General features: G+C 53.3%; 13 protein-coding genes. 8 read left to right on the top strand and 5 right to left on the bottom strand.

The genetic code is table 11. The annotated features are described in order from the left end of the window. Positions 1-604: 604 nt before the first annotated feature. The 3 genes from IMQ48_RS14265 to IMQ48_RS14255 all read right to left on the bottom strand — a co-directional run bounded on the left by IMQ48_RS14265 (position 605) and on the right by IMQ48_RS14255 (position 7,169). A complete protein-coding gene (locus tag IMQ48_RS14265; RefSeq protein ID WP_230326418.1) occupies positions 605-826 on the bottom strand; it encodes a hypothetical protein in 222 nt (73 codons plus the stop codon). A 13-nt stretch (positions 827-839) separates the two neighbouring features. Next, positions 840-4,985 carry an RHS element core protein gene (locus IMQ48_RS14260; protein WP_196209563.1) on the bottom strand — a complete coding sequence of 1,382 codons (4,146 nt, stop codon included), beginning with the start codon at positions 4,983-4,985 and terminating at the stop codon, positions 840-842. A gap of 72 nt (positions 4,986-5,057) precedes the next feature. Further along, a complete protein-coding gene (locus tag IMQ48_RS14255) occupies positions 5,058-7,169 on the bottom strand; it encodes a type VI secretion system Vgr family protein (protein WP_196209562.1) in 2,112 nt (703 codons plus the stop codon). Positions 7,170-7,368: 199 nt separating this feature from the next. Between IMQ48_RS14255 and IMQ48_RS14250 the strand changes: the two genes are divergently transcribed. From IMQ48_RS14250 to IMQ48_RS14220, 7 genes are all read left to right on the top strand, one after another. After that, a complete protein-coding gene (locus IMQ48_RS14250) occupies positions 7,369-7,977 on the top strand; it encodes a glutathione S-transferase (protein ID WP_196209561.1) in 609 nt (202 codons plus the stop codon). A 97-nt stretch (positions 7,978-8,074) separates the two neighbouring features. Next, entirely contained in the window at positions 8,075-9,466 is a 1,392-nt protein-coding gene (gene selA, locus IMQ48_RS14245; RefSeq protein ID WP_196209560.1) for an L-seryl-tRNA(Sec) selenium transferase, read from the top strand. Continuing rightward, a complete protein-coding gene (selB, locus tag IMQ48_RS14240; protein WP_196209559.1) occupies positions 9,463-11,307 on the top strand; it encodes a selenocysteine-specific translation elongation factor in 1,845 nt (614 codons plus the stop codon). Before selA ends, selB begins: the two co-directional genes overlap by 4 nt. Before the next feature lie 189 nt (positions 11,308-11,496). Further along, complete coding sequence (gene yiaY, locus IMQ48_RS14235) at positions 11,497-12,648, top strand: L-threonine dehydrogenase (protein WP_196209558.1); 1,152 nt, start codon at positions 11,497-11,499, stop codon at positions 12,646-12,648. Positions 12,649-12,740: 92 nt separating this feature from the next. Continuing rightward, entirely contained in the window at positions 12,741-14,279 is a 1,539-nt protein-coding gene (gene aldB / locus IMQ48_RS14230; RefSeq protein WP_196209557.1) for an aldehyde dehydrogenase AldB, read from the top strand. 321 nt (positions 14,280-14,600) lie between these two features. Further along, positions 14,601-14,924, top strand: a complete 324-nt coding sequence (locus IMQ48_RS14225) for a DUF3302 domain-containing protein (protein WP_117342532.1) — start codon at positions 14,601-14,603, stop codon at positions 14,922-14,924. Positions 14,925-14,929: 5 nt separating this feature from the next. Next, on the top strand, positions 14,930-16,066 hold the full coding sequence (locus tag IMQ48_RS14220) for an HlyD family secretion protein (protein ID WP_196209556.1): 1,137 nt from the start codon (positions 14,930-14,932) through the stop codon (positions 16,064-16,066). Between the two features lie 16 nt (positions 16,067-16,082). Here the strand turns inward: IMQ48_RS14220 and IMQ48_RS14215 are convergent, their stop codons facing one another. Beyond that, complete coding sequence (locus IMQ48_RS14215; RefSeq protein WP_196209555.1) at positions 16,083-17,036, bottom strand: LysR family transcriptional regulator; 954 nt, start codon at positions 17,034-17,036, stop codon at positions 16,083-16,085. Positions 17,037-17,157: 121 nt separating this feature from the next. Here IMQ48_RS14215 and IMQ48_RS14210 point away from each other — a divergent pair, with 121 nt between their 5' ends. Next, a complete protein-coding gene (locus IMQ48_RS14210) occupies positions 17,158-17,898 on the top strand; it encodes a MipA/OmpV family protein (protein WP_196209554.1) in 741 nt (246 codons plus the stop codon). Between the two features lie 86 nt (positions 17,899-17,984). On the opposite strand, the gene IMQ48_RS14205 is transcribed toward IMQ48_RS14210, so the two are convergent. Next, positions 17,985-19,940: a glycoside hydrolase family 127 protein gene (locus IMQ48_RS14205; protein WP_196209553.1), complete on the bottom strand. Its 1,956-nt coding sequence runs from the start codon at positions 19,938-19,940 to the stop codon at positions 17,985-17,987.

Genomic DNA, 19,940 nt, shown 5'->3' with positions numbered 1-19,940 from the left:
GGGAGATACGGTTATCGGGGAAACGTTCCGGCAGCATCGGGTATTTATCCCACGAGGCTATCCGGTTGCCCGCCGGGGCGGTGAATGTCCACTGCATCAGATCATGGTGAGATGATGTTATGCGTGTACCGAGTCATCGCCCGGCTGCGCCGTACTGATAATCCTGTTGTGCATGCTTCCCGCGGCTGTTCCAGGTGTAATCACGGAAGGTTTAGGTGATGGCTCTTTAACAGACCGCCCGGCTTGTATGCCGTGGTCAGTTCGTACTCACCAAAGCTGCGCAGCGTTTCGCGGTGGAGGCGGTCGCGGGTGAAGTCGATAAGCGGTGAATCGCCGAGCTTCATCCCGGTCAGAGTAAGTCAGCCATTCAACCGGGGAAGGCGATCACGATTGATGCATAATTTCATTTTTTGAATTCAGAATGTGGCTATATTAGTTAAGTGAGTCATACCTATAACTTTTTAACTTTACCTCACCATGTTCAATCTCAAATATAAAAACCTCCTGAACGATCCTCTTGGAATATTCAGTATAATATATTAAAGATATTTTATTATTTTAAAGCAAGCTGTGAGTGCTTCGTTCAAATTTAAATGTCGATTTTTTAAATACATCCAAGATGTTTTTCTTTTGCTTCTACCATAATGTTAATGAACTTTTCTTTGGCAGTTATCTCCTGAAATTCGGTTGATGCCATTATATATATATCGGAGTATTTTCCACCTTGATATAATTCATGAAAAAAACTCACCTCTTTTTTGGCTGAATCTGTATCTATGGGGGAGCATCCACATAGTAAAAATAATAACAAGAATATATATTTCATTATACTTCCTCTGTTAGTTTAACCAGCATTCCTGCCATGTTTTACAAGCCAGGGCCATAGTTGAAGCATCGACGCCTACGCCTGCCCCCACAGATTCTATCGAAGATTCTGGATTATCTACATCAACAACGTAAGTATAAGCAAGATGACCTACTAATCCCCCACCAGTCGTCACACCTACAGAATTGCTGATTCCGGATGTAGGTAAAGATCTAGACTCTGAATATGTAATAGCCGCATTAAGCCCACCACCAACACCTGCATGCCCACATGCAGTCGCATTGACGCAAACATCGGATAATATTTCACCTTTCTTTTTAGCAAAAGCTATACCGACTCCACCATGACCACCTAGTGATATGAGATCCCTGCTACCAGTAATATCAATAGATGAAGTCCCATATGAGTCATCATGCCATACGTCGTATATTAATTGGTATAAGTTATATAGACCCAATGGGTCAACTTTCAGAATGGGATTGTTAGTATACCTATATAAATTCCATCCGCCCTTTAATCCAATCGGATCCTGAGTAATATACCTCCCCTGCAACGGGTCATAATACCGGTGGCGGTTATAATACAACCCCGTCTCCTTATCCCACTGCTGCCCCGGCAGCCGGATTAACTGTTGCAGATTATCCGGGTTATCCTCCCGCAGCATATTTCCCCATTCATCAAACTCTGCACTCCACGCGATGGTTCCGTCAGCATTCACCAGCGCCAGCGGCAGCCCCCGGTGGTCGCAGTGATACAGATGGATTTTTCTCACCGGCGTGTATTCCGGCTCCAGCTGATTTTTCATCTGCTCCGGCGTCAGGTCGCACTGTGCCAGCCACTGCTGACTCTGGGTACTCACCTGACCTGCGTTCAGCTCCTGCTCGAGGTTATCCAGCAGCGCCACCAGTTCCGGCACAAATACCATTCCCGCATCCTGCTGGAGTTTCTCCGCCAGCGTGCGACGGAGGGCTCTGGCCAGCTCTCCGGTTGCCGTTTCAATGCGGATTAACGGCGTAAAGCTTCCCGGCAGGTACACGGTCTGGATACGGGTTTTGTCCGTCTGGGTGGTGGTCAGCCTGTCGCCCTCCCAGCCGTACCATGTCACCTGTGGCGTGGAGTTCAGCCAGAGATATTTATCCCCGTTAAGGTCGCGTTCCTCCTGGCTTTTCCAGACCCGTTTACAGATTCGGCGGCCCAGCGGGTCGTACAGATAACGACTTTCCGCCAGCACGCTGCCCTGTTGCATCTGGCGGTGGTGCGTCAGCCGGTGCTGGTTATCATAGTTGTAGTGATGCGATACCAGATGTGTGTGGCGCTCGTCTTTCTCCGTCAGCCTGCCGTGTTCGTCATAATGATAAAAGCTCGCCACATCCTGGGAGATGCGGTTATCGGGGAAACGTTCCGGCAGCATCGGGTATTTATCCCGCGCGGCTGTCCGGTTGCCCGCCGGGTCGGTGAATGTCCACTGCACCAGGTCATGGTGAGATGATGTTATGTGTGTACTGAGCAACCGCCCGGCTGCGCCGTACTGATAATCCCGCTGCACATGCTGCCCGCTGATGCGGACAAGCTGCCCGCCACTGTTCCAGGTGTAATCACGGTTAAGCTGCGGAAGGTTCAGGTGATGGCTCTTTAACAGACCGCCCGGCTTGTATGCCGTGGTCAGTTCGTACTCACCAAAGCTGCGCAGCGTTTCGCGGTGGAGGCGGTCGCGGGTGAAGTCGATAAGCGGTGAATCGCCCAGTTTCATCCCGGCCAGATAACCGCTGCCGTAAGTCAGCCATTCCACCGGGGGGAGAGTATCCGGCGTCACGCGATTCGCCAGTCCCTTGTCGCTGTAATCGTGCAGTGTTTCGTGCTGCCAGAGCAGCGCGTTTGTTTCCGGATGATGTACCGTCTGGCGCTCGCTGATGAGTCTGCCCTGTTTATTGTGCTTATACTCTGTCGCGACCCGATGACCGTCGCTGACATGGCTTATTGCCGTCAGCCAGCCACGTTCGTCGTAACACCACTGCTCAGCAGGTTCACCGTTAACAGTGCGATGCGTCAGGCGGTCTGACGCATCGTAATGCCAGAGGATGGTTAGGCTTTCAGCCTCACTGCGGATAAGTTGACCGGTTGCTGCGTAGCCGTAACGCTGCGTCCTGCCGTCAAAGCCAGTTTCCTGCGTCAGCCGGTCCAGTGCATCGTAAGCGAATACCGTGTGGCTACCATTTTCGTTGGTCAGTTGAATCACGCGACCCGCAGCGTCGTATTCCATCCGGCGGGTCAGGCCATCCTGCAGGGTGCTGATAATATTTCCCCAGGCATCGAAGGCGGTGTCGCTGCGGCTACCGTCAGGAGAGATGACTGTCGTCAAGTCTCCTGACGTGCTGTACTTGTAGCGCGTTTCCCGGCCCTGGGTATCCAGCTGTCTGACCAGCCTGCCGCGGTTATCATAAGTCTGGTAACGACTGATACCTTCCTGCTGATGAACTGCCGTCAGTTGTCCGAAACGATCATATTCATACCGAGTTTCGTAGCCTGAGCAGTCGGTGAAGGTGAGCAACTGCCCGTAACGGCTCCACGTCATCTGTTTCCGGCTGCCGGTGGCGTCTTCAGTGGCTGCCGGCAATGCACTGTGTGGGTTGTCATAAAAATAGCGGGTGGTGCTGCCATTACGCCCGATGTCGGCGGTAAGCCTGCCCTGAGCGTCATATTCCTGCTGGCTCTGCAGGCCGTCCGGGTACACGGTATCCGTTAGCTGGCGCTGGCTGTTGTAGTAAAATTCCGTCTGTCTGCCATCCGGCATGATGATTTCTTTCAACTGACCGGAGCCAGGACTCAGTCGAAACTCTGTCTTACGACCTGCCGCATCGGTCTGCGCGATAAGCCTGCCGGCCGGATCGTACTCGCTGTGAAAGGTGCTGCCATCTGCGCGCTCCTGTTTCACCACCCGCTTCAGGCCGCCTTCGCCTGTAGTATGCAGCACCTCCTGGCGGTTGAGGCTGTCGGTGAGGATGATGCGGTTCTGTTCATACGAGTAGGTATAGCTTAAGCCCTGCGGATTTCGCTGTTCCGTTACTCGCCCGGACGCATCATAGTGGTAATGTATCTCCGGCCTGCCCGCATAACGGTGAGCCACCATCCGCCCTGGATGCGACGGGTCATACGTAAACCCGCGTACTGTTGTGCCGCTGCGGTCATATACCGTTTTCAGCTCACCACGCGGGGAATAGTCGTAACGCGCCAGCGGGGCGGTAGGCAGGTTGTCCGGGTATTCCGGGTCGTGCGTCAGCCACACTTCCGTCAGACGGAGGCCGTGGTCTGCGCCGTAGGCTGTGGAGGGCAGTACGTCCGGAAAGGGAAGGGGGGGTGCACCGTTAGTGACTGACTGTTTCCGGTGCTGGTCCGCCCGCTGTGCTTGAGTGGTCAGCACCAGTCTGAAGCGGCGTCCTGCGCCATCCGTCACGGCGGTGATTTCCCCGCTGAATTCACCGGATGCCGCACGCTGGAAGTCCTGTGCGCGCCCAAAACTGTCGGCAAGCCCGGTCAGTACCCGGTATGGCGGTAGTGGTGCGGGCAGTGCTTCTTCCGCGGCAGGAGTGCGTTCAGACCAGCCCAGAATCCACCATGGCCCCTGAACGCTGTTGGTTGCCAGGTAGACATGCGGGCTGAGGCGAATGTTTTCCGGAAGTTGCTGCCAGAGTCTGTGCAGCGGGTTACTGTCATGCAGCGCTGGCACGCCACCCCGCACCAGCCAGAGCGATTCGCTGCGGCTAAAAGCGGATTCACCGGGAAACAGCGGATTAAAATAAATACTTCTGCCACCGTTGTCGTTAAGTATCAGTTCGTCATCACGTATCTGTAAGCGAATATCAAAGGGCGCTTTCCAGCCTGGGCCAAAAATACCCACAGGCGCGGGCGTTTTCGTCCGGTAGCTACTGTAAGTTCTTGAAAGCACAAATGGCAGCGGGCCAGGCAGGGAAAAATCGGTTTCACCGGGCTGTACCTTAGCACCTAATAATGGGTTAACCGGGTTGCCGGAGGTCTTGCCTCCCGGGCAGACCGAACAGGCCACGCCGGTAGGGGCACCTATCATCACGCCCAGAGATCCCTGAACAATCGGCCCCCCGATTGTGGTCATGTCACCCATCCGGGCGGCAGGTTTTCCGCTCATAGTCAAATCCTTCTGAATTTCCGGGCTTAATTTTTATCGTGTTACACAGCATGCCACCGGGTGTTCACTGCCTCAGCGCTGCCAGATATCCGGCGGCAGATCGCGGATTGATTTTGGTGCTTTCGGCGGGTCTTCTGCTGCGCCGCAGTTCCAGTTAATCATCAGCGCGTCGCCGCTGAGCGTCTGCATACCCTGGAGGTTAATCGCCGTACCGTTCAGGAAGATTTTGCCATCCTGTGTCAGTACCAGCCGCGCCTGTCCACAGCGTAACTCCAGATGTTCTCCGGCGGAGTACACAGCCACTTTTCCGGTGCTCTCGGTTTTGCTTTTACCCACAGTGAAGGTGACACTCTCTCCAATGCTGACGTCGTAACCCTTACCAACCAGCAGCGATTTCTGAATCCCGACCTGTGAAGACTGCATCATTGCCACCGAGGTGTTCATTACTCCTCCCACGGTAGTCTGATACGCGACACCTACCGTCAGCGCTCGCGCCATACCCACCGTTTCAGCCTGATTCAGACCGACGGTAATACTCTGGTTTTGCCCCACGGTTTCTTTCTGATTCTGCACCACCGTCTGTACCTGATTCTGTTTTACGGTGATAACCTGGTTGCCGCCGATGGTTTCCGTATGGTTCACCTTCACATCGGTGGTGCGGTTGTTCAGTACCTCCGTATCCATGTTCTTCTGCGCATGGATATAGACCTGCTCATTGCCCGTGGCGTCATCGAATTTCAGTTCATTAAATCCGCTGCCCTGGTAGGTTTTCGAACGGATGATCATCTGCGTTTTCGTGCCTGGCAGGCTGCCCGGTGAACGGTTGTCCTGGTGGTAGGTGCGACCTATGATAATCGGCTGGTCCGGGTCGCCATTAAGGAAGTCGACTATCACCTCCTGGCCCACCCGGGGGATGGCGAGATTACCAAATCCGGCCCCAGCCCACGCCTGTGACACCCGGACCCAGCAGGAACTGTCCTCGTTTCCCGGACAATAGCGGTCCCAGTGGAAACGCACCCGGACCCGCCCATGCTCATCACAGAAGATTTCCTCGCTTTCCGGACCGGTAACAATGGCACTTTGTGGGCCGTCAACGGAAGGTTTGGGCAGTGGTGAGGATCGCCATGTCCGGTCAGCCGGGATGACGTCCAGGTCGTTACTAAGTGTGGTGCCGTCCCCCCGGTGGCCATGCTGCGCCTGTGGCTGCTCACCTTTCAGCACACTGCCGGTCACCTGCCACTCGCGGTTCAGTGTGCGAGATGGATGACCGGTGAGGGTGAACCGTTTTCCGGGCCACAGTTTCGGGGAGTTGCTCACGCAGGCTGCGGTTTCAGCATCATGCCGGAAGCCGTCTGCCAGGTAGCGGGCAAAGTCCTGACCATGCTGTACGTCCTTGAAGCGTCCCGGATAGTCGAAGATTTCATACTGGGTACGCTGACCGTTCAGGTTTGTGGCATGGTGGCTGAAGTAACCGGGCCATCCGGGCGCTTTAAAGGTGTAATCCTGGTTTTCCACTGATGAAGGGCGTACCTGCGCCCGGTAACGAAACTCGCTGATGCATTCCGTGGAGACTTCACGGGTATTCGGATTAAAGGGCATCTCACCCAGCTTGGAGACCCCGGCGACGTCATCACAGAGCACCAGTTTCTGGTCGGGACCGGTCGGGTGGAACCAGTCAAAGAAGAAAATGCCTTCTTCGGCCCACAGACGGGTCAGGAACCCGAGGTCAGTTTCACCGTACTGCACACAGAACTCCCTTGCCGGATGGGCTTCATAAAAGGAAGGCACCCAGTCGGTGACGCCGTTTTCAGTAAGCAGGGTGGCGGAAATGGCCTGGATATCCTGCTGCTGAAAGATGCGGAAGTTCTGGCGCAGCCCTGCCCGCCAGAGCGGGGGCGATATGGTCAACTGGTAATTCATCTGCCAGTTATTGTTCTCCCTCAGTTCCACGCCGGTAATGATGCCGTGAAGGTAGCGCTGTGCAACAGTCCCCTGCCAGATGGTCAGCGTGGCGTTTTTTTCGAGAAAACTGACAGCGGTGAGGTTAGCCAGATTGCTGGCAATATCGACACTGAGCAAAAAGGGGGTGGAGAGATTCTGATACAGGGTGAAGCGGACGACAGCGGTTGCCGTCGGCGTTAATCCGTCCACATCCAGCGTAAAGCGCAGTCCCTGCTGTGACATGATTTTCTCCGAGACGTATTCATATCCTTGCAGAGAACCATACGTCCCGAGTAACGCAGGGAAAAGCATGTTGTATAAAAACAGCTGAAATTAAGAAAACGTTTAGATCAGAAATAAATCGGCAAGAAGGGTAGCCATCATCTGCCTTTTGTCTCCGCCTGAGCCATACTGATATTTTTGTTGGCAAAAAGGACCCGGCATGAAACTCATTGGCAGCTATACCAGCCCTTTTGTGCGAAAAATCTCTATTCTGTTGCTGGAAAAGGGCATCACCTTCGAATTCGTTAATGAACTCCCCTACAACGCAGAAAACGGCGTAGCGCGATACAATCCGTTAGGAAAAGTGCCCGCACTGGTCACCGATGAGGGCGAGTACTGGTTCGATTCCCCAATCATCGCCGAATACATTGAGCTGCTGGATATTGCGCCAGCCATGTTGCCGCGTGACCCGTTGGCAGCGCTAAAGGTGCGTCAGATTGAAGCGCTGGCGGATGGTATTATGGATGCCGGACTTGTCTCCGTACGCGAACAAGCCCGGCCAGCCGCACAGCAATCAGAAATCGAACTGCTGCGCCAGCGCGAGAAAATTACCCGCAGCCTGGATGTGCTGGAAGGCTATCTGGCAGACGGTACCCTGAAAACGGACACGGTGAATCTGGCCACCGTCGCCATCGCCTGCGCCGTGGGTTATCTCAATTTCCGTCGCGTTGCACCCGGCTGGTGTGTTGACCGATCGCGACTGGTCAAACTGGTGGAAACGCTCTTTCAGCGTGAAAGTTTTGCCCGTACAGAACCGCCAAAGGCTTGATACACGTTATACTCGCCTGAGCAAAGTCACGATACAATCCCCCCATATTGCTATCCCTCTCCCCGGCGGAGAGGGCCACCAACAGCCAGGCCCTTTCATGACAACCTACATGCGTTCACTCTACAGCCAGCTTCCTGCGATCGATCGTTTATTGCGCGACAGCGCCTTTCTTGCCTTACGTGAGTCTCACGGCCATACCCGGGTGGTGGATCTGCTTCGCCAGATGCTCGACGAAGCTAGGGAAACGATTCGCGACGCGCAGGCACTCCCGGCGTGGAGTGACAACTGGGCGCAAGAAGCCAGCGCCCGGCTGGAACGCGAGTCGCACAGCGCACTGCGTCCGGTTCTCAACCTGACGGGTACGGTGCTGCATACCAACCTTGGCCGTGCGTTGCAGGCGCAAGAAGCGATTGAGGCGGTCATGCAGGTGATGCACGCGCCGGTGACGCTGGAATATGATCTCGACGGCGCTGGTCGCGGGCATCGCGATCGTGCGCTGGCGGACCTGTTGTGTCGCATTACGGGAGCCGAAGACGCCTGTATCGTCAATAACAATGCGGCAGCGGTGCTGCTGATGTTGGCTGCAACTGCTAATGGCAAAGAGGTGGTGGTTTCACGCGGTGAGCTAGTGGAAATTGGCGGCGCGTTTCGTATTCCGGACGTGATGCGCCAGGCCGGGTGCGTTCTCCATGAGGTCGGTACCACTAACCGAACGCACGCCAGCGATTACCGTCAGGCAGTGAATGAAAACACCGGTCTGTTGATGAAAGTGCATACCAGCAATTACAGCATTGAAGGCTTCACCAAAACGGTGGATGAAGCCGAGCTGGCGGCGATCGGTCATGAGCTGGATATTCCGGTGGTGACGGATCTGGGCAGCGGCTCGCTGGTGGATCTCAGCCTGTACGGTTTACCCAAGGAGCCGATGCCGCAGCAGTTGATTGCCGCGGGTGTTAGCCTGGTCAGCTTCTCGGGCGATAAGCTGCTGGGGGGGCCGCAGGCCGGAATTATCGTCGGTAAGAAAGAGATGATTGCCCGGCTGCAGCGTCATCCGCTGAAACGTGCGCTGCGGGCCGATAAAATGACCCTGGCGGCACTGGAAGCCACGCTGCGGCTCTATTTGCACCCGGAAGCACTGGCGGAAAAATTACCCACGCTGCGGCTGCTCACCCGTAAGGAAGAGGCGATCCGCGAACAGGCACAACGCTTACAGGCGCAGCTCGAACAACATTATGGCGGCGAGTTTGCACTGAACGTGATGCCCTGTCTGTCGCAGATTGGCAGTGGTTCGCTACCGGTTGATAGACTGCCCAGCGCGGCATTAACCTTTACTCCGCATGACGGGCGCGGTAGCCGCCTTGAGGCCCTGGCTACCCGCTGGCGCACGCTACCGGTGCCGATCATTGGGCGAATTTATGATGGCCGCTTATGGCTGGATCTGCGCTGTCTTGAAGACGAGACCCGGTTTATGGAGATGATGCTGAAATGATAATTGCAACAGCCGGACACGTTGACCACGGAAAAACCACGTTATTACAGGCGATTACCGGTGTAAATGCCGATCGTCTGCCGGAAGAAAAAAAGCGCGGCATGACCATCGATTTGGGCTATGCCTACTGGCCGCAGCCGGATGGCCGTGTGCTGGGGTTTATCGACGTTCCCGGACACGAAAAGTTTCTGTCCAACATGCTGGCGGGCGTCGGTGGCATCGATCATGCGCTGCTGGTAGTGGCCTGTGATGACGGCGTGATGGCGCAAACGCGGGAGCATTTGCAGATCCTGCAACTGACGGGCAATCCGCAACTCACCGTGGCGCTGACCAAAGCCGATCGCGTGGATGATGCGCGGATTAACGACGTGCGTGCAGAGGTGCAGTCAACGCTGGCGAATTATGGTTTTGCCGGGGCGACACTTTTCGTGACTGCCGCCAGTGAAGGACTGGGGATTGATGTATTACGTGAGCATCTGCTGCAGTTGCCTGCGCGCGAGCTGGCCCGCGATCACACCTTCCGGCTGGCAATTGACCGCGCCTTTACGGTAAAGGGGGCAGGCCTGGTGGTTACCGGGACGGCGCTCAGTGGTGAGGTGAACGTTGGCGACACGCTATGGCTGACTGGCGTCAACAAACCGATGCGCGTGCGTAGCCTGCATGCCCAAAATCAGGCCACTGAGTACGCCCATGCCGGGCAGCGTATTGCCCTGAATATTGCCGGCGATGCGGAAAAAGAGCAGCTCACCCGCGGTGACTGGCTGTTGTCCGATGCGCCGCCGGATGCCTTGACCCGCGTCATTGTCTCTTTAGAACACGCCGCTCCGTTGACACAGTGGCAACCGCTGCACATTCATCATGCGGCCAGCCACGTGACTGGGCGTATTTCCTTGCTCGAAGGAACGCTGGCGGAGCTGGTGTTTGATACGCCGCTGTGGCTGGCCGATAACGACAGGCTGGTGCTGCGCGATATTTCTGCCCGCACTACGCTTGCGGGCGCGCGCGTGGTGACGCTCAACCCGCTGCGTCGTGGCAAGCGTAAACCGGAGTATCTACAGTGGCTATCGGCGCTGGAAAACGTGCAGAATGACGGTGAAGCATTGGCAGTCCATTTGATGCGTGGTGCGGTGAATATTCCCGACTTCGCATGGGCGCGCCAGCTTAACGGCGACGGTATGCGTCCGTTAATTGAGCAACATGGCTTTATTCAGGCCGGATACAGTTTGTTGAATGCCTCTGTCGCCGCCCGCTGGCAGCGTAAGATCCTGGATACGCTGGCGACGTACCACGAGCAGCATCGCGATGAGCCGGGACCGGGGCGTGAGCGTCTGCGGCGCATGGCGCTGCCGATGGAAGACGAAGCGCTGGTCCTGCTGCTGATCGAAAAAATGCGTGATAGCGGCGTTATCCATAGCCACCATGGCTGGCTGCATTTACCGGACCATAAGGCCGGTTTTAGCGATGAGCAGCAGGCCATCTGGCAAAAAGCCGAGCCTCTCTTCGGCGATGAACCGTGGTGGGTGCGGGACCTTGCGAAAGAAACGGGCACTGATGAACAGGCCATGCGTCTGGCGCTACGACAGGCGGCGCAGCAGGGCATCATTACCGCGATCGTCAAAGATCGCTATTACCGTAACGATCGCATTGTGGCTTTTGCCAATATGATCCGCGAACTGGATCTGGAAAGAGGATCAACTTGCGCCGCAGATTTCCGCGACAGGCTGAATGTGGGACGTAAACTCGCTATCCAAATTCTGGAATATTTTGACCGTATTGGGTTTACCCGTCGTCGGGGAAATGATCATTTATTACGTGATGCATTACTATTTCCCGAAAAGTAATGAAACAATTAATTCATATAAAACATGAATTAATACAAAGTAGCAGTTGATTTATATAAGCACATTAGATTTTAAACTTAATGTGCTTTTTTAATTTCTGATGTTATTAAAATAACAACCATGATCATATTTTGATGGAATATTCACACGTATGCTGCCTACCTCTTTAGGGTAATTAAGGATTGTACAATGGCTGCTTCAACATTTTTTATTCCTTCCGTGAATGTAATTGGTGCTGATTCATTAAAGGATGCAATGAATACAATGGCGGAATATGGATTTCGCCGTACATTAATTGTGACTGATGCCATGCTAATGAAATTAGGCATGGCGAATGATATTCAAAAAGCCTTACAGGAACGTGATATTTTCAGTGTTATTTTTGATGGTACGCATCCTAACCCAACTACCAGCAACGTTGCGGCTGGCCTGAAACTTCTGCAAGAACACCAGTGTGATAGCGTTATTTCTCTGGGTGGCGGCTCACCACACGACTGTGCGAAAGGTATTGCGCTGGTGGCGGCTAACGGCGGCGACATTCGTGACTACGAAGGCGTTGACCGTTCGGCAAAACCACAGCTGCCGATGATTGCCATCAACACCACGGCGGGTACGGCATCTGAAATGACCCGTTTCTGCATCATCACTGATGAAGAGCGCCATATTAAAATGGCGATTGTTGATAAGCACGTGACACCGCTGCTGTCGGTAAATGATTCCTCGCTGATGGTTGGTATGCCGAAGTCTCTGACGGCGGCCACCGGCATGGATGCGCTGACCCACGCTATTGAAGCCTATGTTTCCACTGCTGCCACGCCGATTACCGATGCCTGTGCGCTCAAAGCGGTGACGATGATTGCTGAAAATCTGACGGTTGCTGTTGAAGATGGTAGCAACGCGCAGGCGCGCGAAGCCATGGCCTATGCACAGTTCCTCGCCGGTATGGCCTTTAACAACGCCTCCCTGGGTTATGTTCACGCAATGGCGCACCAGCTGGGCGGCTTCTATAACTTGCCGCACGGAGTGTGCAACGCCGTCCTGCTGCCGCATGTTCAGGTGTTCAACAGCAAGGTTGCTGCAGCTCGCCTGCGCGACTGTGCGGCCGCAATGGGTGTGAATGTGGCGGATATGAGCGAAGTGCAAGGCGCAGAAGCCTGCATCGCGGCGATCCGTGAGCTGGCACAGAAAGTGGCAATTCCGGCAGGCCTGCGCGACCTGAACGTGAAGGAAGAAGATTTTGCCATTCTGGCAACCAACGCCCTGAATGATGCCTGTGGTTTTACTAACCCGATTCAGGCGACGCATGAGGAAATCATGGCGATCTATCGTGCGGCAATGTAAATCGTGACATCTGTCGTAAAGCAGTAAATGGCTGGCGAATAATTCGCCAGCCCCGTCTACCTTTGTAGTACCCCTACAGCAAGGAGACGGTCATGACCAATAATCCCCCTTCAACGCGTATTTATCCCGGCGAGTATGGTTACCCTCTGAAGTTAAAAGCCCGATACGATAACTTTATCGGCGGCGACTGGGTTGCACCTGTGGACGGTGAGTATTACCAGAACCTGACGCCGGTTACCGGGCAATTACTGTGCGAAGTGGCCTCTTCAGGCAAAAAAGATATCGATCTGGCACTGGATGCTGCGCACAAAGTGAAAGATAAATGGGCACACACGTCCATACAGGATCGTGCGGCGATCTTATTCAAGATTGCCGATCGCATGGAACAAAACCTGGAACTGCTGGCGACGGCAGAAACCTGGGATAACGGTAAGCCAATCCGCGAAACCAGCGCGGCGGATGTGCCGCTGGCTATTGACCATTTCCGCTATTTCGCCTCCTGTATTCGCGCCCAGGAAGGGGGGATCAGTGAAGTCGACAGCGATACAGTGGCGTATCACTTCCATGAACCTCTCGGTGTAGTCGGGCAAATTATCCCGTGGAACTTCCCGCTGCTGATGGCGAGCTGGAAGATGGCACCTGCCCTGGCGGCGGGTAACTGCGTGGTGTTGAAGCCCGCCCGTCTGACGCCGCTATCGGTGCTGCTGTTGATGGAAGTTATCGGTGATTTGCTGCCGCCGGGCGTGGTGAACGTGGTTAACGGCGCGGGTGGGGAAATCGGCGAGTATCTGGCGACGTCAAAACGCATTGCGAAAGTGGCCTTTACCGGCTCAACGGAAGTCGGTCAGCAGATCATGCAATATGCCACGCAGAACATTATCCCTGTCACGCTGGAACTGGGCGGCAAGTCGCCGAATATCTTCTTTGCCGACGTTATGGATGAAGAAGATGCGTTCTTTGATAAGGCGCTGGAAGGCTTTGCGTTGTTCGCCTTTAACCAGGGCGAAGTCTGTACCTGTCCAAGCCGTGCGCTGGTGCAGGAATCTATTTACGAACGTTTTATGGAGCGAGCCATTCGCCGTGTGGAGAGTATCCGCAGCGGTAACCCGCTTGATAGCGTCACGCAGATGGGCGCGCAGGTGTCACATGGCCAGCTGGAAACTATTCTGAACTACATTGATATTGGTAAGAAAGAAGGGGCGGATGTCCTGACCGGCGGGCGGCGTAAACTACTGGATGGGGAGTTAAAAGAGGGCTATTACCTCGAACCGACCATTCTGTACGGCAAGAACAATATGCGCGTCTTCCAGGAAGAGATCTTTGGCCCGGTGCTGGCGGTCACAACTTTTAAAACTATGGAAGAAGCGCTGGAACTCGCCAACGATACCCAATACGGACTGGGTGCTGGCGTATGGAGCCGTAACGGTAATCTGGCCTACAAAATGGGGCGCGGTATTCAGGCCGGACGCGTCTGGACCAACTGCTACCATGCTTACCCGGCACATGCAGCGTTTGGCGGCTATAAGCAGTCGGGCATCGGACGAGAGACGCACAAGATGATGCTGGATCACTATCAGCAGACCAAGTGCCTGCTGGTGAGTTACTCTGATAAACCGCTGGGACTCTTTTAATCTCACATCGCTTATTGCCCGGTATCGCTTTGCGAGCCGGGCATCAAGTTTTACCCTGCAGCTTTATACCCTATGGATTTCGTGTTGTTTTGGGGCAGCAAGAGAGGGCGTTCCCAGGCGCTTGCTCAGATAAGTGGCTGGGGTGAACGAACGCAGCCAACAAAGAAGTAGCCCGAAATACGACGGGTATATATATAAACCCATATATCGTTATATAAATAAGAAAATTGCATCTAATTTAGTTATTCTACTATTATGCTCAACTCTATTGTTTAAAACTAATAGCATTTAAATTCTTTATTTTTAATCCCTGAGGCAAATATGTTCCTTGATTATTTTGCATTAGGAGTGCTTATTTTTGTATTCCTGGTCATTTTTTATGGGGTTATTATTCTTCATGATATTCCCTATCTCATTGCAAAAAAACGTAACCATCCTCATGCCGACGCGATCCATGTTGCAGGGTGGGTGAGTCTGTTTACGTTGCATGTTATTTGGCCCTTTTTATGGATTTGGGCAACGCTTTACCGCCCGGAACGCGGCTGGGGCATGCAGAGTGCTGATTCTTCCCTGATTCAACTTCAGGAACGGGTAGCCGATCTGGAAAAGAAACTGGCCGAGGTTAAGACCTCCCCGGCGGAGTAATATCGATGGATTTACTGATTGTTTTGACCTATGTGGCTTGTGCATGGTCGGTATTTAAAATTTTTAAAATTCCTGTAAATAAATGGACAGTACCTACTGCAGCGTTGGGCGGTATTTTTATTGTTTGCGGGCTTATATTACTGATGAACTATAACCATCCGTATACATTTAAGGCACAAAAGGCGGTTATTTCTATTCCCGTCGTGCCGCAGGTGACCGGGGTGGTCACAGAAGTAACGGATAAGAAAAACACGCTGATCAAAAAAGGTGAGGTGCTGTTTAAGCTTAATCCGGGGCGTTATCAAGCGCGGGTTGACCGTCTGAAAGCCGATATTGTCACGGCACAGCATAAAGAGCAGGCGTTGGTTGCGCAGTTAGATGAAATGAAAGCGAACACGCAACAGGCGAAGGCCACGCGTGACAAGCTAGCGAAAGATTACCAGCGTTACGCGCAGGGTAGCCAGGCGAAGGTGAATCCTTTTTCTGAACGTGATATCGATGCGGCACGGCAAAATTATCTGGCACAGGAAGCGTCGGTAAAATCGTCCCTCGCAGAGCAACAGCAAATACAGAGCCAGTTAGACAGTATGGTGCTGGGCGAGCATTCGCAGATTGCCAGCCTGAAAGCCCAACTAGCTGAAGCGGAATTTAACCTCGATCAAACCGTGGTTCGTGCGCCAAGTGATGGCTACATTACCCAGGTGCTGATCCGACCGGGGACCTATGCCGCCGCGCTGCCTATGCGCCCGGTGATGGTGTTTATCCCTGATCAAAAACGACAGATTATTGCCCAGTTCCGTCAGAACTCACTTCTGCGACTGGAGCCAGGCGATGAAGCTGAGGTGGTATTTAACGCGCTGCCGGGGAAAGTCTTTAGCGGCAAACTGGCGGCGATTAGCCCGGCGGTTCCGGGCGGTACGTATCAGTCGAACGGCGCGTTGCAATCTTTAAACTCCACGCCGGGTTCGGAAGGGGTGATCGCCACGATCGAACTGAATGACAATGTGGACGTCAATACGTTACCTGATGGTATTTACGCTCAGGTCGCGGTGTATTCTGACCATTTCGCCCATGTATCAGTGATGCGTAAGGTGCTGTTACGTATGACCAGTTGGGTGCATTACCTGTATCTCGACCACTGAGTGCAGGCCATTTTGCTTACTCAGGTGGCTTTTGTTGCACCTGAGTAAGCTGCTCGCGAATCTCCGCCAACATTTCATCCAGAATAAACTGCACTCGCCAGGGTTGGTATTCGCGCTTGCGGAAAATTGCCACCAGATCCAGCCACCACTCATGTTGTTCAGAGAAGCACGGAACCAGCACCCCGGTTTCAAGATCGTCTAGCACACTTTCATTGGGCGCAAAAACAATGCCCAGATGATTACGCGCCAGCGCCAGCGCGGATTGTGTGTTGTCGCAAATGTAATTTCCCGTCACCCGATAGTCATGCATCTCTTTGCCACCGGCTGAAGTGAATCGCCAAATATTGGCGTCATCTATCATCATCGAATCAATCAAAATACAGGAATGCTGATCCAGTTCTTCAGGGCTACTGATAGGATGCTTATCCAGATATCCCTGACTGGCAAAAGCAGTCGCCGCATATTTAGTAATGAAACTGGCGACCAGCGATTCATCTTTGGGATGTGCTAAGGAAATTAAAACATCGCAGTCATCAGGGAATTCGACCCCTTCATAAAATGCTTTACGTTCCAGGTTATAGGTTTTCAGCGACAGGCTAATTTCACCAATACTCTGAATTTTTGCAATAACATGTTGTGATAAGTAAGCAATAATCCCGGTTGGTGCATATACCGTGACCCGACCGCGTTTTTCGTGCTTATAATCGGCAATGAAGTTGTTCAGTTGCTCGTTTCTGTCCAGCATGTCATTGATGTAGGGCAGCAACGCAGTGCCAAAGGGAGTCAGGGTCAGGTGTCGGGTGGTTCTGTCAAACACCTTAAGACCCACTTTTGATTCAAAATCAGCAAGATATTTACTGACGTTGGCCTGCGCAATGCCAAGAACGGTGGCTGCATGGCTGATATTTTCACTGGCAGCAATGACCGAAATAATCTTCAGTTCCCGGTGTTTGAGTTGTAATTTGTTCATCGCTGAATCCAATATATATATGATTTTATATATTACTATATAAATATGCGCCTTGCACTGATGAAATTGTAAGCATTATTATGCGCCTGCTTTGTAGCTTATTTTAAAATGGAAATTTGGCATGTTAATTAAACGCAATATTGTGGCGCTAATTGCTTTGTCTTTTATGGCGAGTGCGTCAGCCGCAGAATTTTCTCTGGGTGGTGGAGCTGTATATAACGAATCTCCTTATCGTGGATACAATGAAAATGTCCATGCAGTGCCGCTTATCAGTTATGAAGGCGAATCATTTTATTTTAGGCAAACAACGCTAGGTTATATTCTGTCGAAGAGTGAAAGTAATGAATTTAGTATTACTGCCTCGTGGATGCCGCTTGAGTTTGATCCCGCAGATAACGACGATCATGCAATGAAGCAACTCGACAAGCGTGATGCTACCGCGATGGCGGGTGCTGCATGGTATCACCATGAAAAATGGGGCAGTGTGAAAGTCTCTGCTGCCGCAGATATGCTGGACAACAGCAATGGCTGGGCCGGCGAAGTTTCTCTGTTCCGTCCAATGCCGATGGGCAAGTTGACGCTGACGCCATCCATTGGCGTGCTCTACTATGACGAAAAATTCAATGAATATTACTACGGCATCTCTGGAAATGAGTCTCGCCGCAGTGGGTTATCCAGCTATTCCCCTGGCGATAGCTGGACGCCGTATGTTGGCTTGTCCGCGAAATATGCGTTAACCGCTAACCTGACATTGTTGGCCAGTGCCAACTATAGCGCGCTGCCGGACGATATTAAGGATAGCCCAATGGTTGATCGCGATGACAGCTTCACTTTCCTGTCAGGGGTGAGCTGGCGTTTCTGATTCTCACCCGTTTGTCCTCATGGAAGAGGGCAATTTTTTCATGATGTTTTGACGGATGGCGCCAACAGTCGCCATCCGTCATATCATTACCGCTCGTTGACCCAAATCCGCATTTCACCTTCACCACGGTTCGCCCAGCTAAACCACGGAATAAACGTTAGCGTATGCGTTTGCCGGGAAGCAGGGGAGACGTCGTAGTGCCACAATGATTGCTGCGTGGCATCATCAGTGCTTTGCTTCACCCCTTCGGCCTGAATCAGTATTTTATGGCTAAATACCCCTTTCCCCTCAAAAACCCTGAATTCACTCTCTTTCGGCAGCCACAGGTTATGTAGCTCCTCGCCGTTATCCGCCTGCTCCAGGCAATAGACTAGCGGTCCGCGTTGAATGGCAACCTTACCGGCAACATGGCGAACCAGTGGATTGCCATATACCCGACGCACCGGCATCGGGAGTGTCAGGCTTAGCGTATCGCCTTCCTGCCAGGTGCGGGTAATGTGCAAATAGCCTTTACGAATATCCTGTTCAACCGGCAGGCCGTTCAGCGTTACCTGCGGCGCAGAACACCAGTCCGGCAGGCGTAGCGCCAGGGTGTGATGCACAGGCTGAACTGAATCAATAGCGATGTTGACCTGCTCATGCCACGGATAATTTCCGCTAATGCGGAGTTTTAGCGTCCCGTTTTCAACGGGTACTTCCATGCTGTTGCCTACATACATGTTGATATACAGCGTGTCCTGGCGCGGAGTGTAGAGGTAATGGCCAATCGACGTTAACACGCGCGCGATATTCGGTGGGCAGCAGGCGCAGCCAAACCAGCGCTGGCGAACGGGCTTCACGTGGTCATAAATATGGTTAAATTTTAGAGAGTTAGGATGCACTTCCAGTGGGTTAACGTAGAAGAAGTGTTTGCCATCCAGCGCCATACCGCCCAGTACGGTGTTATACAGCGCGCGTTCCATCACGTCGGCATACTGACTGTCGGCCTCCATTTCCAGCATCCGGCGGGCGAACATCATCAGGCCAATAGAGGCACAGCTCTCTGCGTAGACAGAATCATTAGGCAGATCGTAATCGCTGCTAAACGCTTCGCCGCTACTTTGCGCGCCGATCCCGCCGGTAATATACAGCTGGCGCTGGGCCATGTTGTTCCACAGTCGCAGGCAGTCCTGGCGCTTGCCTTCATCCTGGCTTAAGCGGGCCAGGTGGGCCACTCCTGTCATCAGGTAGACAAAGCGCACGGCGTGACCGATGGCGGTTTGCTGTTCAGATATTGGCTGGTGCGCCTGGCTGTAAGGCTTGTCTTTCACCATCCACGCCGGGCCGTAAGTGTTCCAGTAGGAAGTGTGTCCGCGTTTTTCGTACTCTTCATCGTAGAAATGCGGCTGAGTGCCACGCTGCTCAACAAAATAATTCACCAGCGTCATGTAGCGCGGTTGCTGAGTCACTTCATACAACCGCATTAACGCCAGCTCAATTTCTGGGTGTCCGGGATAGCCGTGCAACTGGTTTTCACCGGGCCCAAAAACGCAGTCAATATGGTCTGCCAGGCGGCAAACGACGTCTAACAAACGGCGTTTTCCTGTGGCCTGGAAGAAGGCGACGCCCGCTTCGATCATGTGGCCCGCGCAGTACAACTCATGGCATTCGGCCAGGTTTGTCCAGCGTTCTTCGGGCGCTTTTACTGTGAAATAAGTGTTGAGATAGCCATCTTCGCACTGGGCGGCGGCCACAAGTTCGATCACCTCATCGGCGGTTTTTTCCAGCTCGGTATCCGGTTTTTGACACAGCGACCAGGCCACGGCCTCCAGCCATTTTGCCACGTCGCTATCCTGAAAAACCATGCCGTAAAACTCACCGGATTGCTGGCCCGCCGCGATACGGAAATTCTCGATAGCGTGGCTGGGGTCCGCTTCTGCAATGCGGTCATTGAGCGCATCCCACTGGTAGGGAATCACTATGTCGCGTACCAGCTGTTGATATTGTCCGAGGAACGGATCGCTGACCGTGAGCTTATGCAGGTCGACTTCCAGTACGTTCAT

Origin of the sequence: Citrobacter sp. Res13-Sevr-PEB04-36 (assembly GCF_015672735.1) — a bacterium.
GTDB lineage: Bacteria > Pseudomonadota > Gammaproteobacteria > Enterobacterales > Enterobacteriaceae > Citrobacter.
This window is presented reverse-complemented; position numbering and strand designations above follow the sequence as displayed.